This window comes from Microbulbifer sp. HZ11 (assembly GCF_000708675.1).
GTDB lineage: Bacteria > Pseudomonadota > Gammaproteobacteria > Pseudomonadales > Cellvibrionaceae > Microbulbifer.
The window spans coordinates 623,099-648,230 of record NZ_JELR01000001.1; the positions used below are offsets into that span (position 1 = coordinate 623,099).

Annotated in this window: 19 protein-coding genes and 1 riboswitch; of the genes, 17 read left to right on the forward strand and 2 right to left on the reverse strand. The window is 57.0% G+C overall.

Annotated elements, in window-relative coordinates:
• Window positions 1-82: 82 nt before the first annotated feature.
• Entirely contained in the window at window positions 83-1,024 is a 942-nt protein-coding gene (gene trxB, locus AU11_RS02705; RefSeq protein ID WP_043316252.1) for a thioredoxin-disulfide reductase, read from the reverse strand.
• Window positions 1,025-1,483: 459 nt separating this feature from the next.
• Here trxB and AU11_RS02710 point away from each other — a divergent pair, with 459 nt between their 5' ends.
• The 7 genes from AU11_RS02710 (at window position 1,484) to AU11_RS02740 (ending at window position 9,382) form a co-directional block, all read left to right on the forward strand.
• Window positions 1,484-3,808, forward strand: a complete 2,325-nt coding sequence (locus tag AU11_RS02710) for a DNA translocase FtsK (protein ID WP_043316254.1) — start codon at window positions 1,484-1,486, stop codon at window positions 3,806-3,808.
• 103 nt (window positions 3,809-3,911) lie between these two features.
• Window positions 3,912-4,529, forward strand: coding sequence for an outer membrane lipoprotein chaperone LolA (gene lolA / locus AU11_RS02715; protein WP_043316255.1), 618 nt, complete (start codon window positions 3,912-3,914; stop codon window positions 4,527-4,529).
• Entirely contained in the window at window positions 4,522-5,871 is a 1,350-nt protein-coding gene (locus tag AU11_RS02720; protein ID WP_043316256.1) for a replication-associated recombination protein A, read from the forward strand. Before lolA ends, AU11_RS02720 begins: the two co-directional genes overlap by 8 nt.
• An 85-nt stretch (window positions 5,872-5,956) precedes the next feature.
• A complete protein-coding gene (crcB, locus tag AU11_RS02725) occupies window positions 5,957-6,331 on the forward strand; it encodes a fluoride efflux transporter CrcB (RefSeq protein ID WP_043316257.1) in 375 nt (124 codons plus the stop codon).
• Window positions 6,332-6,349: 18 nt separating this feature from the next.
• Entirely contained in the window at window positions 6,350-7,624 is a 1,275-nt protein-coding gene (serS, locus tag AU11_RS02730) for a serine--tRNA ligase (RefSeq protein WP_043316258.1), read from the forward strand.
• Between the two features lie 18 nt (window positions 7,625-7,642).
• Window positions 7,643-9,022, forward strand: coding sequence for a siroheme synthase CysG (cysG, locus tag AU11_RS02735; protein ID WP_043316260.1), 1,380 nt, complete (start codon window positions 7,643-7,645; stop codon window positions 9,020-9,022).
• Window positions 9,023-9,118: 96 nt separating this feature from the next.
• Window positions 9,119-9,382: a hypothetical protein gene (locus AU11_RS02740; RefSeq protein WP_043317977.1), complete on the forward strand. Its 264-nt coding sequence runs from the start codon at window positions 9,119-9,121 to the stop codon at window positions 9,380-9,382.
• Between the two features lie 161 nt (window positions 9,383-9,543).
• Here AU11_RS02740 and AU11_RS02745 read toward each other — a convergent pair whose 3' ends face one another.
• Window positions 9,544-11,901: a penicillin acylase family protein gene (locus AU11_RS02745; protein ID WP_043316262.1), complete on the reverse strand. Its 2,358-nt coding sequence runs from the start codon at window positions 11,899-11,901 to the stop codon at window positions 9,544-9,546.
• A gap of 344 nt (window positions 11,902-12,245) precedes the next feature.
• Here AU11_RS02745 and AU11_RS02750 point away from each other — a divergent pair, with 344 nt between their 5' ends.
• The 10 genes from AU11_RS02750 (at window position 12,246) to AU11_RS02795 (ending at window position 25,130) form a co-directional block, all read left to right on the forward strand.
• Entirely contained in the window at window positions 12,246-14,852 is a 2,607-nt protein-coding gene (locus AU11_RS02750) for a TonB-dependent receptor (RefSeq protein ID WP_231491481.1), read from the forward strand.
• Between the two features lie 200 nt (window positions 14,853-15,052).
• Window positions 15,053-16,438: an ergothioneine biosynthesis protein EgtB gene (gene egtB / locus AU11_RS02755; RefSeq protein WP_043316264.1), complete on the forward strand. Its 1,386-nt coding sequence runs from the start codon at window positions 15,053-15,055 to the stop codon at window positions 16,436-16,438.
• Window positions 16,435-17,388 carry an L-histidine N(alpha)-methyltransferase gene (gene egtD / locus AU11_RS02760; RefSeq protein WP_051686890.1) on the forward strand — a complete coding sequence of 318 codons (954 nt, stop codon included), beginning with the start codon at window positions 16,435-16,437 and terminating at the stop codon, window positions 17,386-17,388. Before egtB ends, egtD begins: the two co-directional genes overlap by 4 nt.
• A complete protein-coding gene (locus tag AU11_RS02765; protein ID WP_051686891.1) occupies window positions 17,372-17,896 on the forward strand; it encodes a DUF411 domain-containing protein in 525 nt (174 codons plus the stop codon). Before egtD ends, AU11_RS02765 begins: the two co-directional genes overlap by 17 nt.
• Window positions 17,897-17,994: 98 nt before the next feature.
• Window positions 17,995-19,035, forward strand: a complete 1,041-nt coding sequence (locus AU11_RS02770; protein ID WP_051686892.1) for a hydrolase — start codon at window positions 17,995-17,997, stop codon at window positions 19,033-19,035.
• Between the two features lie 49 nt (window positions 19,036-19,084).
• A riboswitch (cobalamin riboswitch) is annotated at window positions 19,085-19,232 on the forward strand.
• Between the two features lie 103 nt (window positions 19,233-19,335).
• Window positions 19,336-21,189, forward strand: a complete 1,854-nt coding sequence (locus AU11_RS02775; RefSeq protein WP_043316269.1) for a TonB-dependent siderophore receptor — start codon at window positions 19,336-19,338, stop codon at window positions 21,187-21,189.
• Between the two features lie 36 nt (window positions 21,190-21,225).
• The gene (gene cobO / locus AU11_RS02780; protein WP_043316271.1) at window positions 21,226-21,840 is read left to right on the forward strand and encodes a cob(I)yrinic acid a,c-diamide adenosyltransferase; all 615 of its coding nucleotides are present in this window, start codon (window positions 21,226-21,228) and stop codon (window positions 21,838-21,840) included.
• Window positions 21,841-21,853: 13 nt separating this feature from the next.
• Entirely contained in the window at window positions 21,854-23,329 is a 1,476-nt protein-coding gene (locus AU11_RS02785) for a cobyric acid synthase (RefSeq protein ID WP_043316273.1), read from the forward strand.
• Window positions 23,326-24,348: an iron ABC transporter permease gene (locus tag AU11_RS02790; protein ID WP_051686893.1), complete on the forward strand. Its 1,023-nt coding sequence runs from the start codon at window positions 23,326-23,328 to the stop codon at window positions 24,346-24,348. Before AU11_RS02785 ends, AU11_RS02790 begins: the two co-directional genes overlap by 4 nt.
• Entirely contained in the window at window positions 24,348-25,130 is a 783-nt protein-coding gene (locus tag AU11_RS02795; RefSeq protein WP_051686894.1) for a heme ABC transporter ATP-binding protein, read from the forward strand. Before AU11_RS02790 ends, AU11_RS02795 begins: the two co-directional genes overlap by 1 nt.
• Window positions 25,131-25,132 lie beyond the last annotated feature (2 nt).

Consider the following 25,132-nt stretch of genomic DNA (forward strand, 5'->3'; position numbering starts at 1 on the left):
ACGGCCTGAAACGAAAAAAGCGGCTCAAGAGCCGCCTTTTATAACACCGTGTCAGCGCTTCCTGGAAACGCCCCGGCGCAAGTTACTGGGCGTCGAGGTAGCGCTCAGCATCCAGTGCCGCCATACATCCGGTACCCGCAGAAGTAACCGCCTGACGGTAAATATGGTCGGATACATCCCCTGCCGCAAACACGCCGGGCACAGAGGTCTGAGTGGCGTTACCGTTCAGGCCGCTTTCTACCACAATGTAACCGCCATTCATTTCAAGCTGGCCTTCAAAAATATCGGTGTTCGGCTTGTGCCCAATGGCGATGAAAACACCGGAAACATCCAGCTCCTTGGTCGAGCCATCCTGAACGTTCTTCAGGCGAACCCCCGTTACGCCATTGTCGTCACCGAGGACCTCGTCCAGGGTGTGGTGCCAGCAGAGATTGATGTTGCCGTTTTGTGCTTTTTCCATCAGACGATCCTGCAGGATCTTCTCGGAGCGCAGTTCATCGCGACGATGCACCAGGGTGACTTCAGCCGCGATATTGGACAGGTACAGGGCTTCCTCTACTGCCGTGTTGCCACCGCCGACCACGATCACTTTTTGATCGCGATAGAAAAATCCATCACAAGTGGCACAGGCGCTCACACCGCGTCCCTGGAATGCTTCTTCTGAGGGCAGGCCCAGGTACTGGGCGGAGGCGCCGGTGGAGATAATCAGGGCGTCACAGGTATAGGTCTCGTTACCCTTCAGGGTAAACGGGCGCTGTTTCAGGTCCACTTCGTGGATGTGATCGAAAATGATATTGGTGTCGAAACGCTCGGCGTGCTGCTGCATCTGAACCATAAGGTCTGGGCCCTGCAGATCGTGCACGCCGCCCGGCCAGTTCTCAACTTCCGTGGTAGTGGTCAGCTGACCACCTTGCTGCATACCGGTGATCACCACCGGGTTCAGGTTGGCACGTGCTGCATAGATCGCGGCGGTATACCCAGCCGGGCCAGAACCGAGAATGATCAGGCGGTGATGATTGCTCATATCAGAACTCACTGTACTTCAGTTTTCGGAATTGGAATTTGTATTGCTACGGCGCCGTGTAGCAAGCCCTTTTGCAGCCGCCTGGAACCCATTGTTCCAGTATCGGTGAAGGGAAGCGGTCGCTTGTAACGGTACCCGCTTAATTTCGCGGGCAATGATAGGGGATGGCGCCATGCTGACCAAATAGTTTGATCTAATTTATATCATTGCACCTCTTTATAGGTTGACCGTATTGCCACGGCATCCTTCCTCCGGGATGGTGTTGCGCGGGACATTAAGAGTACTGGAGGTATGTCACATAAGTTATTGTTTTTTAAGTTAAAATAATAACTTAAAGTGATTTATCAAGTTGCTTCACGGTAGCATTTACCGCACGCCTGTAGTACACAGACCTCCAGATACCCTGAAGAGCAGCGCTCAGCGCGCCCTTCATGAAGAAAGAAATAGCCGAGGTGGCCATTGAAGGCTGAGAGTGAAACCGAATCCGGGGCCGAAATTCCGGAATCCCTGATAGCGCGCATCGTGCGCGAGGGCGCCCTGATTACATTGCTGGCGGGCGCCTTACTTGTCGGCATCAGCCTGTTGAGTTATAGCCCGCAGGACCCCGGCTGGTCTCATACTGGTAGTGGCCGCGATATCTCGAACGCCATCGGACCAACCGGTGCCTGGCTCGCCGATGTCTGCCTGTCACTATTGGGTTGGATGGCCTACCTATTTCCCGTGCTGATCGGCTGGCGGGCATACCGGATTCTACGTGACAGGAATGCGCGTTTTCACGGCCCGCTGTTCGCACTGCGGGTAGCCGGCCTACTACTGCTGCTTGTGGCCGGCGCCGGTATAGCCACCCTGTGTTTCACCGAATCCGCGCAGCCATTACCGTTTTCCAATGGGGGAATTATTGGTGCTGCGGTTTCCTCTGCCCTGGAACACGGGCTCGGCTACGTGGGCGGTACCATTCTGTTATTGGCCACCTTTGCTATAGGGGTCACCGTATTTACCGGAATGTCCTGGCTCCAGCTTTTCGAAGATATCGGCCGAAGTGTCCTGTTTGTATTCAGTTGGCTGGGCAATCGGTTGGCTCGAGCAAAGAAAGCGCGCGAGGAGCAGCGGGTAGCCCGTGAAGCTATCGTGGTGCGCAAAGCGGCTGTAGAAGAAGAAAAACAGCGGACCGCAAAGCGCCAGCCGCCACAGATTGCCCCTTCGGCACCCCCCCCCAAACCGAGCCCACGGGCAGTAAAAGAAAAGCAGGGCGAGCTCTTCAAAGGGCCGGTCACCGGAACCTTACCGGCACTCTCCCTACTGGACCCGGCTGATGACAACAAAAAGGCCGGCTTTAGCCGCGAGGCGCTGGAGGCACTTTCCCGACTGCTGGAGCTGAAGCTCAAAGATTTTGGCGTGGTCGCAGAGGTCGTCTCCGTACTGCCTGGGCCAGTGGTAACCCGCTTTGAGATTCAGCCTGCGCCAGGGGTAAAAGTCAGCCGAATTACCAACCTCGCGAAAGACCTGGCGCGCTCCCTGGCGGTAATCAGTGTGCGGGTTGTCGAGGTGATTCCGGGAAAATCGGTGGTGGGTATCGAAATCCCCAATGAAAACCGTCAGATGGTGCGCCTAACCGAAGTACTCGGCGCCGAGGTCTATGAAAAATCCAGTTCCGCACTGACTTTGGCCCTTGGGCACGATATCGCCGGGCAGCCGGTGGTTGCGGACCTGGCCAAGATGCCACATCTACTGGTGGCCGGTACCACCGGGTCCGGTAAGTCTGTGGGCATCAATGTGATGCTGCTGAGCCTCCTGTACAAATCCACACCCGATGAGGTTCGCCTGATCCTGGTGGATCCGAAAATGCTCGAGCTCTCGGTCTACGAGGGAATCCCGCACCTGCTGACGCCGGTAATAACCGATATGAACGACGCAGCCAATGGTCTGCGCTGGTGTGTGGGTGAAATGGAGCGGCGCTACAAGCTGATGGCCGCAATGGGCGTGCGCAACCTCGCCGGCTTCAATCGCAAAGTAAAGGAAGCGGCAGCCAAAGGTGAGCCACTGGAAGATCCGACCTGGCAGCCAGACCCGATGTCCAGCGTCCCGGAGGCGGAGCAAACCCGCCCACACCTCAAGCCGCTGCCGGCGATCGTGGTTGTGATCGATGAATTTGCCGACATGATGATGATCGTCGGTAAGAAGGTTGAGCAGCTGATCGCACGGATTGCCCAGAAAGCACGGGCGGCCGGCATCCACCTTTTGCTGGCAACCCAGCGTCCATCGGTGGATGTGATTACCGGTCTGATCAAGGCGAACGTACCCACGCGTATGGCGTTCCAGGTTTCTTCCAAAGTTGACTCGCGCACCATTTTGGACCAGGGGGGTGCTGAGCAGCTCCTTGGTCACGGGGATATGCTATATCTGCCGCCGGGCACCGCAGTGCCCATAAGGGTGCACGGTGCCTTTGTCGATGACCATGAAGTGCACCAGGTTGTAGCAGACTGGTGCCGCCGTGGTGAGCCTGAGTATATTGACGGCATTGTTGATGACTCCAACAACAGCATTCCCGTGCCGGGAATGGCGACAGAGGGAGGGGACGAGGATCCGGAGGCGGACGCCCTCTATGACGAAGCTGTGGCTTTTGTGACCAAATCCAGGAAGGCGTCCATTTCTTCGGTTCAGCGCCAATTGCGCATCGGCTACAATCGCGCCGCCCGCATGATCGAGACCATGGAGGCGGCTGGGGTTGTGTCGCCGCAACAAGCCAACGGTAACCGCGAGGTACTGGCGCCGCCACCGCCCTGATGGCACACCACTGAGCGCAATATAGATTTTCTGCAGGTTCAGGCCGGGTTCACCCGGGTCCGACTAGGCTTTAGGGACAGATCAGCAAACTGGAAGGCATCGAATGAAACGCACACTGAGCATTTTCCTGATCGCACTGGGCTGCACCTTTGGTACGGCTAAGGCAAGCGCCGACGCCAGCGAAGAGCTTAGCCGCCTGCTGCAGCCCCTGGGAGCCATCTCCGGCAATTTCAGTCAGACCCTGAAAGACCAGAAGGGTAAAACTCTGCAGAAGAGTAGTGGCAATTTTTCCGTTCAGCGGCCGGGCCGCCTGCGCTGGCAGACCGGCGAGCCCTTCCCGCAGCTTCTTGTCACCAACAACAAGAAGCTCTGGCTGTACGACCCGGATCTGGAGCAGGTAACGATCCGCCCGGTAGACAGCCGCATGAAAGAAACCCCGGCGCTTTTGCTGGGCGGCAAGGTTGAAGAGATCCGGGGCTCGTTCAATGTCGAAAACAAAAAGGGCGCTTACTATCTGACCCCAAAGCGGGCATCGGCACCGTTTAAATCTATGGTGATCCGTTTCGACGGCAAGGGCCTGCCTTCGGCAATGACCGTGCGAGATGGCATGGGGCAGACTACCGATATCCGCTTTAATGGTCTCAAAGCCAACCCAAAACTGTCATCCGGCATCTTTAACTTCAAACCCCCAAAGGGTACCGACGTTATTCGCGATGAATGATTTATTCCGGTCACCGCGCCGGCATCAGCCCCTGGCCGCACGTATGCGGCCCGACACTCTGGCCCACTATGTGGGCCAGACGCATTTATTGGGTCCGGGTAAGCCGCTGCGTGAGGCGGTGGAGCGCGGCCAGCTGCATTCCATGGTGCTCTGGGGGCCACCCGGTGTCGGTAAGACCACCTTCGCACGACTGCTCGCCCAGGAGTGCGATGCGCGTTTTGCGACGCTTTCCGCCGTGCTGGCCGGGGTGAAGGAGATCCGTCAGGCAGTGGCGGAGGCTGAACAGCATGCTGCCCAGAGCGGCCGAGGCACGATCCTGTTTGTGGATGAGGTGCATCGCTTCAATAAATCCCAGCAGGACGCCTTTCTGCCGTACGTGGAAGAGGGCACCGTAACCTTTGTCGGCGCCACCACCGAAAACCCGGCGTTCGAGCTGAATAACGCTTTGTTATCCCGCTGCCGAGTCTATCTGCTGCGCAGCCTGAGCGAGGATGAGCTCGCGGGGATGTTGCGACGCGCGCTTACAGAAGATGAAGAGCTTAGCAGCCGGAACATCGCGATATCCGATGAGATCCTGAACAAAATCACCCTGAGTGCAGACGGCGACGCACGCAGCGCACTGAACCTGCTGGAAATTGCCTGCGATCTGTCGCGAGAAGAGGGCAGCCGGCAGGTGATTGATGAGGATGTTCTGGCGGAAGTGCTGACCGCAGACGTGCGCCGTTTTGATAAGGGCGGGGATTTTTTCTACGACCAGATCTCGGCATTGCACAAGTCGGTGCGAGGGTCCGACCCGGATGCAGCGCTCTACTGGTTTGCGCGCATGGTGGATGGCGGTTGCGACCCAATGTATATCGCCCGTCGCGCGGTACGCATGGCGAGCGAGGATATTGGGAACGCCGACCCCCGCGCCCTCGAGATAGCCCTGAATGCCTGGGATGTCCAGGAACGCCTCGGTAGCCCGGAAGGGGAGTTGGCCATCGCTCAGGCCATCACCTATCTCGCCGTCGCTGCAAAAAGTAACGCGGTATACAGCGCGTACAAACGTGCGTTAGCCGATATTCGTCGCGAGCCAAGCTACGAAGTGCCGGTACATTTGCGCAATGCGCCTACCAGGCTGGCGAAGGAAATGGCCCATGGCGCCGACTACCGCTACGCCCACGACGAACCGGACGGTTTCGCGGCAGGGGAGAACTACTTCCCTGAGGCCATCGCCAGTCGGCGATATTACGACCCGGTGCCAAGGGGGCTTGAGCTGAAGATCAGTGAAAAGATGGAAAAGTTAAGGGAACTCAACCGAAGCAGCGGCCGGCAACGATACCCGGAGCGGGAAAAGCGCTAGAATCGCCCTTCGTCTCAACGGGCGTGTGTCACGACCCGAATCGGCCCTTGAATAGACCCCGATAAGAACAAAAGGACCTGATCCAATGCAGTGGATTGCAATTGCCCTGGGTGGCGCGGTGGGCGCGATCATGCGTCACCTGATCGGCCTGTGGAGCTACCCGGTGTTTGAACACCGTTTTCCCCTGGGCACCTTGATTGTCAATGTGCTCGGTTCACTGCTGATCGGCTTCGCCTACGTGATGATCGTCGAGCGAGGTGCGCTCGGTCACGAGTGGCGCCTGCTGATCATGACCGGTCTGTTCGGGGCTCTCACCACCTTCTCGACCTTCTCGCTGGAAACTGTGCTGTTGTGGCACAATGGCCAGCCTTTAACGGCGCTGGCCTATGTGACGGTCAGCTTTCTGGTGTGTCTGGGGGCGACCGCAGCCGCCGTCACACTGGGAATGAAATATCTGTAACGCGGTAATCAATTAATCATGCTCGACCCAAAACTCATTCGTACCCAACTCGACGATGTGGCTGCAGCCCTGGCCAAGCGCGGCGTGCAGCTGGACACAGCAAAGCTGGAACAACTGGAAGAACAGCGCAAGGAACTGCAGGTGCGCACCGAAGCCCTGCAGAACGAGCGCAATACCAAGTCGAAGAATATTGGCCGCGCAAAAGCCGCCGGCGAAGATATCGCGCCGCTGTTGAAAGAGGTGGAGTCTCTGGGTGGGCAGTTGAACGAAGCCAAGCAGGCCCTTGGAGAATTGCAGCAGCAGTTGGATGAAATCCTGCTGGCAATACCCAATCTACCGGACGCGTCTGTACCGGAAGGCAAAGACGAAGACGATAACGTGGAGGTCGCCAAGTGGGGCGAACCCCGCAGCTTCGACTTCGAAGTGCGCGATCACGTCGACCTGGGCAGCAATCTGGGCGGCCTCGACTTTGAAGTAGCCAGCAAGATTACCGGCTCCCGCTTCGCGGTCATGACAGGCCAGGTAGCAAAACTGCACCGCGCTTTGGCACAGTTCATGCTAGATCTTCACGTAGAAGAGCACGGCTATACAGAAGCCAATGTGCCGGTAATAGTAAATAGCGATTCCCTGTACGGAACTTCCCAGCTGCCCAAGTTTGCGGAAGATCTGTTCAAACTGGAGGACGAGCGTAGTTTCTACCTCATTCCTACCGCAGAAGTACCGCTGACCAATTTGTACCGCGATGAGATCGTCGATGCCGATCAGTTGCCGCACAAATATGTCAGCCACACCAACTGCTTTCGCTCAGAAGCCGGCTCCCACGGGCGCGATACCCGCGGCATGATCAGGCAGCACCAGTTCGAAAAAGTGGAACTGGTTTGTTTCGCCCGCCCTGATCAGTCCATGGACACGCTCGAACAGCTCACCAGTCACGCAGAAAATGTTCTGCAGAAACTGAACCTGCCATACCGCAAAGTGGTGCTGTGTGGTGGCGATATGGGATTTGGTGCAACCAAAACCTATGACCTGGAAGTGTGGATTCCGTCTCAGGACAAATACCGTGAGATTTCTTCCTGCTCCCTGATGGGGGACTTCCAGGCCCGGCGTATGAAAGCCCGCTGGCGCAACCCGGAAACGGGCAAGCCAGAACTGCTGCACACCCTGAACGGATCCGGGCTTGCAGTGGGCCGTACGCTGATCGCGGTACTGGAAAACTACCAACAGGCCGATGGTAGTATCGAGGTGCCGGAAGTACTGCGCCCCTATATGAAAGGCGCAACCAAGATCGGCTAAGCAGTATGGAATAAGACCTTGCGTTACCTGCCTCTCGCTTTTGATTTGAAAAACCGTCCCTGTCTCATTGTTGGGGGCGGTTCCATCGCCACGCGCAAAGCGCGGCTACTCAACAAGGCGGAGGCCCGCCTGCTGGTGGTGGCTCCGGATATTACCGACGAGTTGCGCCAGCTGGTCATGGCCAGCGGTGGTGAATACATCGTTGGCACTTATCGCAAGGAATTGCTTGAGAACGCCGAAATGGTGGTTGCCGCCACCGCCGATGGCGATGTGAATGCCCAAGTGTCTGCCGACGCCCGCGCACGTCGCCTGCCGGTGAATGTGGTCGACTCACCAGAGCACTGCACCTTTACCTTTCCCTCCATTGTCGAACGCGGACCGGTAGCCATCGGCATCTCCAGCGGTGGCTCCGCACCGGTTCTCACGCGCATGCTGCGCGCACAAATCGAAACACTGCTTTCCCCCGGGCTGGGGCTCATCGCCGAACTGGCCGGGCGCCTGCGCGACAAGGTCAAAATCGCATTGCCGGAGGCCCAGCGCAAAGATTTTTGGCACTGGGTGTTCAATGGTCCGGTGGTAGGCCAGATAGAGCGTGGCCACAAGGCGGAAGCCGAGCAGACGGTGCTGGAAGAATTGCAGCGCTGGGAACAAAAACCGGCGCCCAGCGGTGAGGTTTACCTGGTGGGTGGCGGCCCCGGTGATCCGGACCTGCTGACCTTCCGTGCCCTGCGCCTGATGCAGCAGGCCGATGTCGTACTCTACGATCGACTGGTTTCTACCGAGGTACTGGAACTGGTGCGCCGGGATGCAGAACGTATTTACGTGGGCAAAATGAAGCAGTTCCATTCCGTGCCCCAGGATGACATCAACCAGCTGTTGGTGGATCTGGCGAAAGAGGGCAAGAAGGTTCTGCGGCTCAAAGGTGGTGACCCCTTCGTGTTCGGCCGCGGCGGTGAGGAAATCGACAAGCTGGCGGAAGCGGAAGTACCGTTTCAGGTGGTACCCGGTATTACCGCCGCCATCGGCTGTTCTGCTTATTCGGGTATTCCTCTGACCCACCGGGATCACGCGCAGTCAGTGCGGTTTATCACCGGCCACCTGAAGCAGGGCGATCTGGTATTGCCCTGGGAAGAGCTGATCACCAAAAATCAGACACTGGTGTTCTATATGGGTCTGACGGGTCTTCCCACCATTTCCGAGAAGTTGATTGCCAACGGGATGGATGCGGATACACCAGCGGCGCTGGTGGAGAAGGGTACGACACGGGATCAGCGGGTGATTGTCGGCACAATCAAGACCCTGCCGGCGCTGGCGGAGACCCATCAAGTGGAGGCACCTGCGCTGACGATCATCGGCGGTGTGGTGAAGCTGCGTGAGAGCCTCGGCTGGTACCAGTAAGCTCTCTGTCTGCGCGCTACAGCTTAGGCACCCAGTCCACTAACCATTGGCAAACCCCTATCTATACTGAAAGGGATGTTTGCCTATGGTGGTTTTATGCTGTGGATGTTGCTTTGCTTTTATTGCACTCTTCTGGTGCGCAGTTTTCTGCCTCGAGAAAGTGAAATCGCGCTGCCTGACGAAGACGACAGCCACCTGCGCCGCTATTCCCGCGCTTACAAGATCAAACGCAATTGGGTGAAGAATCTCTGGATCGGCGCATCTTTGCTGATGATTTGCTTTCCATTGCTGCCGTTTATCCTCGGCCTTGGACTTTTCACGTCCTTTCTATCTTTTGCGATCCTCGACGAAACTGCCTGAAATTTCTCTGAATTCGACGATAAGGTGCTGATACCGGGTACAAGCTTGCAAGACCTTCCGCGAGAGGGACCTCGCGGAAGAGCCCCCATGGATGGGTTCACGGCGTGTCTTGCAAGCTTGTACCCGGTAGCAGCACCGCCACAAAATTAATTAGGGTCCACTCACTGCAGAGTCAGTGTGTAGGCAGCGGATTTCTCAGTAAAACTAGAGGCCTTACCTTCCACCCAGTCCCGGTGACCATTACCAAAGAATGGAGAGAGCGGATGCGCGCTCTGGCCGGTGGCCATATGGAAAATACCCAGCTCTTCGTGGCCCGGTGCGACAACCAGTCGCTCAGAAGCACCATTGGTCGCGGACTGGAAACGGGGCATATGGGAGTCGCCGGGGAGTGGGTCGGCGGGCATGGCGGTGAACCAGTTTACAGCGGAGACCGCACGGGCCAGCGGGTGCTGGATTTTAGCGGAATTTTGCACGCCCCAGGTTTGCTCGGATAAGGGCAGGCCGCCTTCAGCCATTTCTTCCAGAACCAGATCCAGAGCAGCGATTTTCAGGTCGTGCCAGCTTTCGTATTCCGGGTTCAGCAGGTGTGCGGGTTCGCCGGAAAGCATTTCCCAGGCCGGGTATTCCACCTGGCGGTTTACGCGACCAAATTTAAAGCCTTCGTCATAGCGCTTCATATAAGTGAGTACCGGTGCGGTCGCCAGGTCGATAAAGCGCAGGCGGAAGTTGCGGACGATGCGATAGCCCACGGAGTCCGCACTGGCGCGGGCGCCCCAGTTTTCTACCTGTTCAAGAACATCTGCATAACCCCCATTGTCTTTCAGCAGTGCCGCCAGATGTTGCTGCCATCGCTCAAGGAATACAGCGCGGTCATCCAACTGAATGTCGAGGAGGTCCTGTTCGGTGAAGGATTCTTTCGCGAATAGATTGTCGCGTATCTGCTGTTGGCGAGCGCCGAGGGCGTAGCCGCCGTCACCCATTACACGAAGATATTCGCCATCCATGGTGCGCGAGTTGGCCGTCCAGATACGATGAGAGGGCGGGTTGTATATGTGCGGCTGCTCTGCCAGTGTCAGGTACCCATCCCAGTAGGCGGTGCCGTCCGCCCAGCTGACGGAACGATTGCCTTCCAGTCCGACGCGACGGGGGATCGGGCCAGCAACGGTCCAGCCGATATTACCCAGGCTGTCGCCCAGTACGAAGTTTTGATGGGGTATACCGAGTTCCGGCGCCAGGTCCATAGCCTCTCGGGTGGTCTCGACTACCTCCATCAAAAGGAGATTCATGTTGGCACCTTGAACGTCGTGAGCCACCCATCGGTAGGCGAGTGGGTTGCCCGTGTAATCCTCGCCGACGACCGGTCCCCAGATGGTTTTTCGCACCTTGAGCACTTCGGTTACGCCACCTTTGACGGCGAGGGGCTCGTCAACAACATCAAAAGCCCGCCAGCCTTCCGGAGTGCGATATTTTTCTCCGTTCTGGGAAATTTCCAGGGGGATCAGATCACCCCAGTCGGCAGTGGTATTGGTGAAACCCCAGGCTACTTTGCCATTACTGCCGGCAACGATGATCGGACCGCCGGGTAGGGTGGCGCCGCGCATTTCGAAGTCGGTGCCAGGGACATTCCAGCCTGCGCGATACCAGATATTTGGCACGGTGATCGCCAGATGCATGTCGTCTGCCACGATGGCCGCCCCATGCTCGGTCAGCGCCCCACCTACGACCCAATTATTGCTGCCGAAGATCATGTCTTCACTTTCCATCGGCTCGTAAGCCATGGGTTCTCCATCTTCCACCAGCGACGCGATATGGGTCTGGGGCAAGGGCAGGGGGCCACGGGCATCGCCAATCAGTGGCGCGTCCCAGATCCCCCCCTTGGGCACAAAAAAATGATAGAGGTCTTCTGGCAGCAACTGCGCCAGAGCATTGTCACGGAGCTCAAAATTTCCGGTATTACTTTGCAGTGTCATGTACATGCTGAATATGGTTAGCAGGCTATCGGCGGGGGCCCACTCACGGGGCTGTGCCTGCAATAGTGCGTATTCCCAGGGAGCTGCCCCAAGTTCCGCAAGGCCAAAGTTCACACCCGCCGCATACTGCATAAGGATCTGCTGCTGGTCATCGGGCATTGCCGCCACATTGCGCTCAGCACGCTCGCGGAATTGATGAACGCGGATTTCCCGATCATGGGGCAGTGCGGCCTCACCTACCAGTTCAGCCAGTTCACCTGCCGAATTGCGCCGCAGAAGGTCCATCTGAAAGAAACGTTCCTGGGCATGTAAAAAACCGAGGGCGAAAGCGGAGTCGGTGCGGTGCTCGGCTTGGATGAAAGGAATACCCTGTGAATCCCGCTCTACGGTCACGGGGTTGGACAGCGCCCCGGTGTCCAGCACGCCGTCCAGTATCGGCAGGCTCTGGCGCAGCCAGATCCCGGTGGCCGCTACAACAAGTAACAAAAGGACAAGAGCGGCAACAGCACTGCGTAACAGGCGTCGTGGCCAGGGGGATAGGGTCAACATCGCGAGGTCTCTCGAAGGTTGGTTGGGTTTTGTTATTTTGGGACAGCCGGCACTCAATTACAGAGTGGTGCGGTCCGCTGTTTCAGTGAGTCTATCAGTATACGAGGCCGCTTAAATGGTTACCGAAGGACACTATACGGTCACGGTTATCACTTTTTTGTAGCGTTATGCGCCATGTAGGCGCAAAATTCCACTCTGAAATACTGCAAAACTGACCAGTCACAAGAAAAAGGTCACAACAAGCTTTTATTGGGACCGAGCTACACGTAAGATGGCCCAACATAACTATCAATAACGACCAATTTCCATCACGCTTTTCATATAACTACAAACGCGAGGACGCGATGATGTACAACGCCGATCAGTCCGGAAAAAACCGTTCCTTTTCCCTGACCACTCTCTCCGCTGCCATTGCTGTAACCACTGCCATGAGCAGTGCTGCTTACGCCGCAGAAATTGAAGAGGTGGTTGTAACCGCGCAGAAGCGCGCGGAAAACCTGCAAGACGTGCCCATTGCCATCTCCGCTTTTACCGGAGACAGCATGAAGGCCATGGGTGTGAAAAACCTTACCGACCTCGGTAAATTCACCCCGGGTGTGGAAATGAACAACGACACACCTCTGCAGCCTACCTACAGCGTGCGCGGTATCGAGACCGGCGACTTCACTGTGGGCTCTGACCCCGCTGTAGCCGTATATGTCGATGGCGTGTACACCGGCCGTGGCGCCGGCGCCGAGATTCCACTGGCGGACATTGAGCGTGTAGAAGTACTGAAAGGCCCGCAGGGCACACTGTTTGGCCGAAACGCCACCGGTGGTGCCATTCACATCATTTCCAAGAAGCCGCAAGCTGAAAATACCGCAGAGCTGAACCTCACCGCCGGTAACTACGGTCGCGTATCTTCTGACCTGCTGTTGAATAGCGAACTCGCAGATAATCTCTACGGCCGCTTTACCGCATCCACCAATCGCCGCGACTCTTTCGCCGATAACCTGGCGAACGATTTCGAAGTAGGGAACATCGATACCCAGACCTACCGTGCCTCCCTGCTGTGGGAGCCGACTCCCAGTACCGAAGTGCTGTGGCGTGCTGAATACGGAGTAATGGATCAGGGCAGTGCATTGCGCACCTCCATCGTGCCATCGCTGCAGGCCGAGGCCGGCGGCACTGATGTGTTCGGTGACTACGCGCTGGATACTCCAACTATCGAAGACCGTGACTCCTGGGGCACCTCCCTGTCGGTGGTACACGATTTCGACAACTTCACTTTCACTTCTATTACTGCTTACCGTGGGTTTGAAGCCCATCTGCAGCAGGACGAAGACGGTACCGCGAACCCGGACTACATGTTCGGCTCAGCCAACTTCGACGATCAGACCCAGTTCTCTCAGGAATTCCGTCTGAACGGCGCTACCGACACCCTGAAGTGGACCCTGGGTGCGTCCTACTCTCGTGAAGAGCTGGAGCACACTACCGATGCTTACTTCACCGCCGGTTCTCTGGAATCTTTCGCAGTGTATGAAGGGGTGAAGGCACAGGTGGACGCACTGGGCCTGGACCTGACCACGACCCAAGTGGAAGAAATGGCTTATCAGCAGCGTCAGGCCATGATTGCTGGTGGTTTTGAGGGTGCGGCCGTGTCCACCTTCCTCTACGACCTGATGGTACAGTCCGGCCAGGCCGACGCACTACTGACCAGCCTGGGCGCGCCTGCCGGTATCACAGCCAGTATGCTGAATCGCGAGCAGATGGCTGCGCAGCTGATGGCGGGCATCACTCCGTGGGTAATGGCTGACACGCCATGGAACGAGTCGGTACTCAACACCGGAGACTACCGCTCCGCCGCCATTTACGGTGACGCCACCTGGAGCCTCACCGACAGGATGGATCTCACCATCGGTGCGCGTTACACCGCCGACGAGAAAGATTTCTCCATCGTCAGCTCCTACCAGAATACGCTGCCAATCGCGCTTGCGGGGGGACTGGTTGACATCATGGCTCCCGATGGCAGCGTTATGATGCAGATGCCTCTACCAGCGGTGCCGTCCTGCGATAACGCCGTAGCACCGCCGTGTATTCCGGCCGAGCGCTTCGGTATGGCATTCAACAACAATGGTATTGCCGATCTGAGTCAGGATCTGAGCGACTCCTGGAGCGATCTCTCGGGCCGTATCGTTCTGGATTACCGCTGGAATGACGACGTGATGACTTTCGTCTCTCTGGCGGACGGTTTCAAAGCTGGTGGTTTCAACAGCTTTAGTGCCGCCCCAGGCATCGACCCGTCGTTTGATCAGGAAGGTGTCACCAACCTGGAAATTGGTCTGAAGAGCAGCCTGTTTGACAACGCCGTGCGCTTCAACGCCTCCGTATTTGCGTACGACTACAAGAACCTGCAGCAGCTGGATCTCGTAGGTGCGCCGATTCCGAACTACTACCTGCGCAATGCGGATGCCGAAGGTCGCGGTGCAGAATTTGAAGTTCAGTGGGCAGCGACCGATAGCCTGTTTATCGCCGGTAACTACTCTTTCCTCGACACCGAGTACACCCGCTACCAGATCATTGAAGCGATTGGTGAAACGGAAGAGGAGCATTCTCGTGTTGGCCAGCCTCGCGTCGGCACCCCGGAGAACAAATTCAACCTGATGGCTGAATACACCTGGGAACTGGCGGCCGGCGGTGACGTGGTACTGCGCGGTGATTACAACTGGACCGACGAGCGTGTTGGTTCCATCAGCGACCCGGCCCGTGTCATTCCGGACTACCAGCTGATGAACCTGCGTGCAGGCTGGAACAGCGCTTCGGACCGTTACTCTGCAGCCCTGTGGGTTCAGAACGTAACCGACGAGGAGATTGCTGGTGGCTATGGCGGTACCGGTGCGGCCATTGGTGCAAGCCCGGCCTGGCGTTTTATGCCGCGCATGTATGGTGCAGACTTTACCGTGCGTTTCTGAGCACGGACGCAGTCTGCGAACCGGCGCTTAGCGCCACTGGAAAGGGTCGGCTCTGCCGGCCCTTTTTGCGTATTGGGGCAGGGTAGTATTGTTTCGGGAATAAGTGGCGCCGATTGCTGCGCCAAAGTGACTTCCGACATGGGAATCCACCGCAATGGATGTATGATCAAGAGCATCTAATGCAGTTCTCAGGACATGGAATGAACCTGACCTCAGAGTTGGATCCCGCCATTACAATGCCGGAAGTCGATAGTCACTCCGCGCTTTATTGGAGCGAAAGCGAGGGTCGCGACCTAAGCCTCGATGAGCGTGTCGCACTCTTGTCCCAGTATCAACGCGTGCGCGCACAGACGGAGGCGCTCACGGAACCGCTGTCTGCTGAAGACCTGCAACTTCAGTCCATGCCCGATGCCAGCCCCGGAAAGTGGCATATGGCGCATACCAGTTGGTTTTTTGAGACTTTTATCCTTCAGCCGCATGCGCCTGACTACGACCCATTCGATCGCGATTTTCACCACCTCTTCAATTCCTATTACAACTCTCTGGGCACACCGTTTTTCCGGCCACAGCGGGGCCTGTTATCCCGTCCCAGCCTGCTTCAGGTACAGAACTACCGCCATTTCATCGATTGTGAGATCGAGCGTTGGTTGACAGAGGAAGAGGTCACGGCAGAGCTGGCCAATCTGCTGGTGCTCGGTTTGAACCACGAACAGCAGCATCAGGAGCTGCTGCTGACCGATATCAAACACGCGCTGTCGATCAATCCGCTACGTCCAAGCTACCGTGAAGATATTTTCGCAGGCGATGACCAAGAGGAGATCGCCGACCGGCATTGGCTGAGCATCCCTGAGGACAATTACACCCTGGGCAGCGACGGCCAACAATTTGCTTTTGACAACGAAGGTCCTGCCCATCAGCGATTTCAACCCGCCTTTCGCATCGCCACACGACTGGTAACCAACCGTGAGTATCTCGAATTTCTGCAGGATGGCGGATATCGAGAACCGCGGCTTTGGCTCTCGGATGGTTGGGCGGACATTACCCGTTCCGGCCGCCGCGCGCCGCTGTACTGGCACGAACAGGATGGTGAATGGCTACATTTCACCCTGGGCGGGATGCGCCCAATTGACCTGGATGCGCCGGCTTGCCACTTAAATTTTTACGAAGCCGATGCATTCGCCAGCTGGTCAGGGTACCGACTACCCACAGAGTTCGAGTGGGAAATCGCCGCCTGGCTACACTGCCACAAAGATGCACAGCGCACCGCCAATATGCTGGAATCGGGACACTTCCGGCCGGTGAGCGAGCAGGAGGAACTTTTCGGCCATGGTGCGCCGGACGGCGCGCAATTTCTTGGTAATGTCTGGCAATGGACCTCCAGCGCCTATCAACCCTATCCCGGCTTCCGCGCCAGTGGCGATGCGGTTGGTGAATACAACGGTAAATTCATGTGTAACCAGATGGTATTGCGCGGTGGTTCCTGCGTGACACCACGCAACCATATCCGAATCACTTATCGGAACTTCTTTTACCCGCACCAGGCCTGGCAATTTACCGGAATCCGCCTGGCAGGAGATGGACTATGAATATGGCGGCACAGGGAATTGCCATAGTTCAGGCATTTGAGCAGGACGTATTGGCCGGCCTGGCTGCACCGCAGAAAACCCTGCCTTGTAAATATCTGTACGACGAGGTGGGGTCGCGTCTCTTTGAAGAGATCTGCACCCTGCAAGATTATTATCTGACCCGCACAGAAGCCGACATTTTCGCTCGGGAAATCCAGGCAATGGCAGAGGCTATAGGCCCGCAAGTCACCCTGATTGAGCCTGGGGCGGGCAACTGTGAAAAAGCGGAGCCATTACTGCGGGCAATGCTGTCACCTGCCGGATACTTTCCTCTGGATATTTCTCCAGAAATTCTGCTGGCCGCACGCCAACGTATACAGCGCCGTACGCCGGAGCTGCCAATTCGACCAGTCGTTGGGGATTTTACCAGTCATAGTGTCTGGCGGGAGCTCCCAGAAATTCCCGGGCGCAAAGTCGTATTTTTCCCCGGATCCACTATCGGAAACTTCACTCCGGAACAGGCCCACGCGCTATTGTCCCTGTTCGCAGAGCAGTTGCGCCCGGGTGATGGGTTGCTACTGGCCGCGGATCTGGTGAAGGATTCCGTGGTACTAGAAAGGGCCTACCATGACAGTAGTCACGTTACCGAAGCATTCAATAAAAACCTGTTACGCCGCATCAACCGTGAACTGGATGGTTCCTTCAATCTCGACGCTTTTGCACATCGGGCGTTTTATCACCGCCTGCGCCGTCGGGTGGAAATGCATCTTGTCAGCCTCGAATCGCAAGCGGTAGAGGTATGTGGCCGGCAGTTTCATTTTGATGAAGGCGAGACCATCCACACGGAAAACAGCCATAAATATACGCTGGCAGCATTGAAAGAGTTGTTGCGATCAACCGGATTTCAGCCCCAGCAGTACTGGACCGATCACCAACAACATTATGCGATTTACTATGCCGAAGCTGTTTAGTCTATTTGAAGCGGTAAAGCCCACATTGTGGTGCGTGTTCCTTTTTTCTTTACTGAGTGGATGCGCATCAAATACTGGCGATACACGGTCGGGGGATGCCGCGGCCTTCGGGGGCAATCAGATTACCGTTTACAAATCACCCTTCTGCCTTTGCTGCAATGACTGGATCGAACATCTGGAAGGCAATGCATTTGCCGTAACCAGTGAGAATGGACTGGATACCGCCAGTGTCAAACAGCAGTGGAAAATCCCACCGAGTATGCAAGGTTGCCATACTGGCGTATGGAACAATCAATATGTTTTTGAAGGTCACGTACCCGCGCGGCTGATTCGCCAGTTCCTGGCAAATCCCCCTAAGGGGAGTATCGGACTAGCGGTACCCGGAATGCCGCAGGGCAGCCCTGGCATGTACCGGGGCAAGAACTTTGAGCCGTATGTGGTTTATGCCATTCAGTCCAACGGTGAATACCGTTTCTACGAAAAAGTGACTGCACCGGAAGCCAGCTAGCATCACCCGGGAAAGAACCCCTGCCGGGCTGGAATCGCCGTCCGACAGGGGATACCCTTTGCAGCAATTACTTATGTTTTGTTACGGCTGCGCGCAATTTGAACTCTTCCACGTCTACCTCGCCCGTATCTAGGGATCACCCGCATTTACAACAGCCCTTTACCCCAGGTATCGGACTCACAAACTGCCACCTGCAAACCGTTTTTCCGGTTTTCCATCGCTCAAAACCCTGGGTGCGCACTCAGGCACAATGGCTGGAAACACCCGATGGGGATCGTATTGCATTACACGCCCCGGTGCGCCTCGAAGATGACCCCGGTCGCCCCATTGTGTTGATCCTACATGGTCTTGAGGGCTCGGTGGAATCCCCTTATATACAAGGGCTGATGCCTGCGTTGATTTCTGCCGGGTTTCAGGTTGCGGTCATGCATTTTCGCGGTTGTGGCGGCATTCCAAATCGGTTGCCCCGGGCCTACCACAGTGGGGATAGTGACGACCCGCGCTGGTTAGCCGGTAGACTCACGGCACACTACCCGAATACGCCGCTCATGGCTGTCGGCTACTCCCTAGGCGGCAACGTTCTGCTGAAATGGCTGGGTGAAGACGGCGATAAAAGCCCACTGACTGCCGCGGTCTCTGTCTCTGCGCCGCTGGATCTGCACCTTTCGAGCAAGCAGATGAATACCGGGTTTTCAAAGGTCTATCAGAAGCACCTGCTCGACAGCCTCAAAAAGAGTCTGACGCGTAAGACGCGGGACCTGGAGCTGGCTCGCAAGATGCCGCCAATAGACCACCCTCGTGCATTCAGCAATTTCCGTCACTTTGATGACCACTTCACCGCGCCCCTGCACGGCTTCACCGGGGTCGATGACTATTACACACGTGCGTCGAGTTTGCCTCTCCTCAGTAACATTGCACGTCCTACTTGCCTGATCCACGCACTCGACGACCCGTTTGTATCGCCGAAAGCGGTTCCTACCGATTCTGACGTCAGTGCTTCGGTCACACTGGCAATCAGCAAGCAGGGAGGGCATGTAGGTTTTGTGAGCGGAAGCCTGTGGAAGCCCGTGTACTGGCTGGAGTCGATTATTCCTGCTTTTCTTACAGCCCAAGTAGCGGCAGTTACCGGGAAAGTTTGACTTTCCGGACCCATTCCCCTAATTTCGCCACCGCGATACGAGGTGCCTTCTGCCCTGAGCCCAGCAAGGCTCAATACCGGCTGAGAAGGTTAAACGGGAAGTCCGGAAATCCGGCGCTGCCCCCGCAACGGTGATCTGCTCTGTCCCTGAATAGGTGAGCGGTAAGCCCGATACCGGCCTCTGATCGAATCACGATGGAGCGGAGGGCTACCATCCTGCAATACGACCTCCCGCGCGTGCGCGCACCGCATTGCTATTCCTCCCTCGATCCCATGTGCATTTGTCCTTAGGGGTTGAACCTTGAATAAGATTCTATTGAGCTGGGCCGTTGCATCGGCTGCCAGCGTACCGGCGTTCGCCAATACCACCGATACCCAATCTGTGACTGAAGGTACGGTTCCCGACCTGGAAACCATCATCGTCGTCAGCGCCCGTCAGGGCGAGCCACTGCGTCGGGTGGCCACTTCCGTCTCTGTGTTGGATGAGACTGATATCAAGGCACGCGGTTTCGCTTCGCTGGCGGATGTTCTACGCAGTGTTCCGTCTGTTTCTGTTTCCAACTCTGGTGGCATGGGTAAGGCAACCACCTTGCGTGTGCGTGGTGAGGATGGCTTCCGTACCCTGGTGCGTATTGATGGCGTGGATATTTCCGATCCGACCAGTACCCAGGGCGGTGCCCATATCCAGCATATTCTCACCAATGACCTGGGCCGTGTTGAGCTGCTGCGCGGCCCACAGGGCATGCTCTACGGCGCGGATGCCGGCGGTGTCCTGGATATTTCCACCCGCCGTGAAGAAAGCGGTCACCAGATTGATGTGAGCGCCGAAGGCGGTAGCTTCGATTCAAGACGCTACAACGCCAGTGCCGGCGGGAGCACCGAGTCTCTAGACTATTTCGTCTCTGCCGCCAAGGCACACACCGCCGGATTCAATACCAGCGTCAACGACACCGAGCTGCAGGACGATGACGGCTACAACAACGAGACACTGCACGGCCGCGCCGGCTGGAATATCTCCGAGCAATGGCGCCTGGACGCGGTAGTACGCGATGTGGATGCCTCCAGTGAATACGACCGCTGTGGTTGGCCGGTAACGCAGGATGTGTGCTCCGACGCATTCAGCCAGCAAAATGCCCGCGTCAGCCTTGCTCGCAATGGTGAAAGCGGCCAGCAGGAGCTTTCCTATTCCCGAGCCGACCTGAATCGCACCAGTTACACCGCGGGTATCGTTTCCTACGATACCGAGGGCGATATCCAAAAGCTGAATCTGAATGGAAATGTCGACCTGAGTGGCAACCAGGCGCTTATCTATGGACTTGAGCGCCGCGAAGACTCGGTGCGCGATATGAGCCGCGATCAGTGGGCGGCTTATTCGGAATACCAGGGCAATTACGCTGAACAGCTATTTTTTACCCTCGGTCTGCGCCACGACGACAACTCGGATTTCGGCAGCCACAACAGTTTCCGAGCCAGTACCGCTTACCTGATCGATCAGGTTGCAAATGGGGCGATCAAACTGAAAGCCAGCTACGGTACCGGCTTCCGTGCACCGAGCCTGTTTGAGATTGACTACAACCGCTCGCAAAACAACCCTGACCTGGCACCGCTCACGCCAGAGGAAAGTCGCGGTGTCGATCTGGGTATTGAATACTTCGGGGAAAATACACTGCACCTGGAGTTGGTGCTTTTTGACCAGATCATTGAAAATGAGATCGGCTTCGACCTGGTTGGTTACACCGGCTACCTGCAAAGCGGTGGCGAGAGCCAGTCGCGGGGAGTGGAGCTGATTGCAGATGCTCAGGTCACCGAGACCCTGATGCTCTCCGCCAACTATACCTACACCGACTCGGAAACCGTCGCCGACACCCCGCGCCCGCGCCGCCCGAAACAGCTGGCCAACCTCGGCTTTACCTATCAGCCCACCAGCGCACTCAGCGTTGCCGTGAATCTGCGCTCCAGTGCCGATGGGGTGGATATCGACGGATCCAGCATGGATGATTATCAGGTACTGGACGCCAGTGTGCGTTACGCGCTGAACACTGCTACCACCGTGTATGTTCGCGGTGAAAACCTCACCGACAAAGACTACGTTGAGGTGGCCAGCTTCAACACTGCCGGTGTCGCGGCTTATGCCGGTGTTGAATTCAGCTTCTAAACCCGCGTTTGCCGTTTTAGACCCAAAGAGGTGACCATGTCGGACGACCAGCAGAAGAAAAATGCACGGCACAAAGCGGCCATGCAGAAACAGAAAGCCAAGGTGGATTCCCATATCGCCGCGGCGGACACCGAGCGCGGTGTCGCGGTTCTGCTGACCGGCAATGGCAAGGGGAAATCCAGCTCGGCTTTCGGCATGGTCATGCGCGCCCTTGGTTATGGGCAGAAGGTGGGCGTTGTGCAGTTTATCAAGGGCGCGCAACTTTCCGGTGAAGAGCTGTATATCAAGAATCAGTGCCCACAGGTCACTCTGTACCAGATGGGCACCGGTTTTACCTGGAACACACAGGACCGCACCGGCGATATGGCGGAAGCGGAAAAAACCTGGGTAGAAGCGGTAAACATGCTCACCGACGCCAGCTACGATCTGGTAGTACTGGATGAGCTGACTTATATGCTCGCCTACAAATACCTGGACGAACAGAAAGTACTGGATGCAATCGGACAGCGACCACCGGAGCAGAGTGTGGTTGTCACCGGTCGTGGTGGCGGCAGTGCACTTCAGGCCTTGATGGATACGGTTTCCGAAGTGAAAGATGTCAAACACGCGTTCAAAGCGGGGATCAAGGCCCGCAAAGGCGTGGACTTCTAGCGGGCGGACCACCATGTCAGTATTGATGGTTCAGGGCACCACGTCCGATGCCGGTAAAAGTACCCTGGTCGCGGCGCTCGGCCGTTACTTTGTTCGGCGCGGTGTACGCGCGGCGCCGTACAAACCACAAAATATGGCTCTGAACAGTGCGGTGACTGCCGATGGTGGTGAAATAGGTCGCGCCCAGGCGCTGCAGGCACTGGCATGCAATGTCGAACCCCACACGGATATGAATCCGGTACTGCTAAAACCCGCCTCCGATACCGGTGCCCAGGTGATTATTCAGGGCAGGGCAATCGGCAATATGCAGGCGCTGGATTACCACCACTACAAAGCCACCGCACAGGCTGCCGTACTCGACTCCTTCAACCGCCTGCACAACGAGCATGACTTGATTCTGGTGGAAGGCGCTGGCAGCCCGGCGGAAATCAATCTGCGGGAAAATGATATTGCCAATATGGGCTTTGCCGAAGCGGTAGACTGCCCGGTGATATTGATCGCCGATATCGACCGCGGCGGCGTCTTTGCCCATCTCGTTGGCACCCTCGAATTACTCTCCGAATCCGAACGCAACCGGGTTATTGGCTTCGTCATCAACCGGTTTCGCGGCGATATCAAACTATTGGAGTCCGGCCTTGATTGGCTGGAAGACTACACCGGCAAACCGGTACTCGGTGTACTGCCTTATTTACACGACCTCTATCTCGATGCGGAAGATGCCATCAGCACGCAGCAGGTAAGTACCTCGGGCAAACTTAAAGTTATCGTGCCGGTGCTGCCACGCATCAGCAACCATACAGATTTCGATGCATTGCGATTGCATCCGGACGTGGACCTTGAATTTGTCAGTGTTCGCGAGCCGGTTCCTGCCTGCGATCTGATCATACTTCCCGGCAGTAAAAATGTGCGCGCCGATCTCGCGCACCTGAAGGAAAACAACTGGCCACAGCAGCTGGACAGGCATCTCCGCTACGGAGGCAAGTTACTCGGAATTTGCGGTGGGCTGCAAATGCTCGGCACAGCCGTGCATGACCCCGAAGGTATTGAAGAGGAGCCGGGCAGCGAAGCGGGGCTCGGTTACCTGGATTTCGCAACCACCTTGATGCCAGAAAAGGCACTGAAAAACGTGAGCGGGCTTCTCTCCATCGACGGCTCGCATTCTGAAGTGTCGCTGCAAGGCTATGAGATCCACTGCGGAATCAGCGAAGGGCCGGCACTGGAGCAGCCTGCAGTACAGTTGGTTTCAGAAGACGGCGAATCTCGTCCGGACGGTGCGATCAGCAGTGATGGACAGGTACTGGCAACCTATGTCCACGGACTTTTCGACACGCCCGCAGCGCAACAGGTACTCCTTAATTGGGCCGGCCTCCAAGGCACCAATACACTCGATCTACACGCGCACCGGGAACAACAACTGAACCGGCTTGCGGACACCATCGGCGAGCACATGAATCGCGATTGGCTAGAGCAATTTGAGGAGGGCCGATGACTCTCGCTCGCCGTCGCAGTCTCAAATTCGCCAGGTGGTTTCTGCCCGGCTTGCTCGGGTTGAGTTTTATAACTGCCCTGGCAATTGGTGCTGTTTCCCTGTCATTTGCACAGGTAATCGGTGCGCTGACGGGGTTTGGTGAAGCAGGGCTGGCATCGGATATTGTCCAGGCAATCCGCCTGCCGCGCGCCTTACTCGCGGCCGCAGTGGGCGCGGTGCTGGCCATCTGCGGCGCCATGTTGCAGGGGCTTTTTAGAAACCCCCTGGCGGATCCATCACTGATCGGCGTCACCGCGGGTGCGTCCTTCGGCGCGAGCCTGGCGATTCTTCTGGGCGCGCAAGTGGCATCGGCGTTTGGAAGTTTACCGGTAGTGTCCGTTGCCGCATTCTGCGGTGGGCTGGTGGCCGTGGCGCTGGTCTATCACGTTGCCAAAGGAGTAACCGGCACCTCGGTAGCCACCATGCTATTGATGGGGATCGCGGTTACCGCGTTTTCTGCCAGCCTTACCGGGCTGATGGAGTATTTTGCCGATAATGAAATGCTGCGCCGTATCAGCCTGTGGCGCATGGGCGGTCTGGACGCAGCCAGTTATCCCCGCGCATTCCTGATGTTGCTGATTCTTTGCGGGCTGGTTGCCACCATGGTGCGTTTCGGCGCGTCTCTCAATGTGCTGTTACTGGGAGAATCCCAGGCGCGGCACCTCGGAGTGGATGTGGAGCAAACCAAAACCTGGTTGATTGTGCTCGCTGCGGCCGGTGTCGGCACCTCGGTGGCGGTTGCCGGCAGCATCGCATTTGTCGGCCTGGTGGTCCCGCATATGGTGCGATTGTGGGTAGGGCCGGATCACAGGCAACTGCTGCCACTTTCCGCCCTTGCCGGTGCGAGCCTGTTGCTCATATCCGATACCCTCGCGCGCTCCATCATCGCGCCAGTGGAAATTCCAGTCGGTCTGATAACGGCGCTTATCGGAGTCCCGTTCTTTGTGTCACTGCTTCGAAAAAGCCGGGAGTCGCTCTGATGGCCCTGTTGCATGCAGAAAATGTCACGGTCTGTGCAGACCAGCGGGAACTGGTCAGCGGTGTCGACCTGGATATCAATGCCGGAGAACTGGTGTGCGTGATAGGCCCAAATGGCGCGGGCAAGTCCACCTTGTTACGGGCAATTTGTGGTGAAGCGCAGCTGACGCGTGGACAGGTCCACTTTAAAGGCGCAAGCATTGAACGCCTTTCACCAAGGGCGCGGGCCAGCCAGCTAGCGGTTTTGCCGCAGCACAATCCGCTGTCGTTCGCATTTACCGGCCTTGAGCTGGTCGCACTCAGTCGCAATCCCCACACCACCGGTATCGCCCGAGATCAGGAAATCTGTATGGAAGCCATGGCGGCCCTAGATGTCACGCATCTGGCTGCCCGGTTGTACACGACACTGTCCGGTGGCGAACAGCAGCGCCTACAACTGGCCCGGGTGATGGCGCAAATCTGGTGTGCCGAAGACGTTGGCGATCGACTGCTGCTACTCGACGAACCCGCTACCAGCCTCGATATCGCCCACCAGTACGAAATGATGAAAGCGGTCCGAGCATTCGCCCGTCGCGGCGTAGCGGTAATAATGACGGTGCACGACCTCGCTCTCGCCAGTGGCTACAGTGACCGTATCCTCGCACTGAAAGAGGGGCGCTGTATGGCCTATGGGGACGGAGAAACGGTGCTTACCGCCGCGATCCTATCGAAGCTGTATGGTTACGGGGTAACTGTAGTTGCACATCCAATTACCGGTAAGCCGCTGGTTTTAGCAAATGAATAACG

Bases quoted from the DNA above. Each gene is read 5' to 3' on its own strand.
- trxB (WP_043316252.1), bottom strand. From the start codon at position 1,024: ATGAGCAATCATCACCGCCTGATCATTCTCGGTTCTGGCCCGGCTGGG.
- lolA (WP_043316255.1), top strand. From the start codon at position 3,912: ATGAAACGCACACTGAGCATTTTCCTGATCGCACTGGGCTGCACCTTT.
- AU11_RS02720 (WP_043316256.1), top strand. From the start codon at position 4,522: ATGAATGATTTATTCCGGTCACCGCGCCGGCATCAGCCCCTGGCCGCA.
- crcB (WP_043316257.1), top strand. From the start codon at position 5,957: ATGCAGTGGATTGCAATTGCCCTGGGTGGCGCGGTGGGCGCGATCATG.
- serS (WP_043316258.1), top strand. From the start codon at position 6,350: ATGCTCGACCCAAAACTCATTCGTACCCAACTCGACGATGTGGCTGCA.
- AU11_RS02740 (WP_043317977.1), top strand. From the start codon at position 9,119: ATGCTGTGGATGTTGCTTTGCTTTTATTGCACTCTTCTGGTGCGCAGT.
- AU11_RS02745 (WP_043316262.1), bottom strand. From the start codon at position 11,901: ATGTTGACCCTATCCCCCTGGCCACGACGCCTGTTACGCAGTGCTGTT.
- AU11_RS02750 (WP_231491481.1), top strand. From the start codon at position 12,246: ATGATGTACAACGCCGATCAGTCCGGAAAAAACCGTTCCTTTTCCCTG.
- egtB (WP_043316264.1), top strand. From the start codon at position 15,053: ATGAACCTGACCTCAGAGTTGGATCCCGCCATTACAATGCCGGAAGTC.
- egtD (WP_051686890.1), top strand. From the start codon at position 16,435: ATGAATATGGCGGCACAGGGAATTGCCATAGTTCAGGCATTTGAGCAG.
- AU11_RS02765 (WP_051686891.1), top strand. From the start codon at position 17,372: ATGCCGAAGCTGTTTAGTCTATTTGAAGCGGTAAAGCCCACATTGTGG.
- cobO (WP_043316271.1), top strand. From the start codon at position 21,226: ATGTCGGACGACCAGCAGAAGAAAAATGCACGGCACAAAGCGGCCATG.
- AU11_RS02785 (WP_043316273.1), top strand. From the start codon at position 21,854: ATGTCAGTATTGATGGTTCAGGGCACCACGTCCGATGCCGGTAAAAGT.
- AU11_RS02790 (WP_051686893.1), top strand. From the start codon at position 23,326: ATGACTCTCGCTCGCCGTCGCAGTCTCAAATTCGCCAGGTGGTTTCTG.
- AU11_RS02795 (WP_051686894.1), top strand. From the start codon at position 24,348: ATGGCCCTGTTGCATGCAGAAAATGTCACGGTCTGTGCAGACCAGCGG.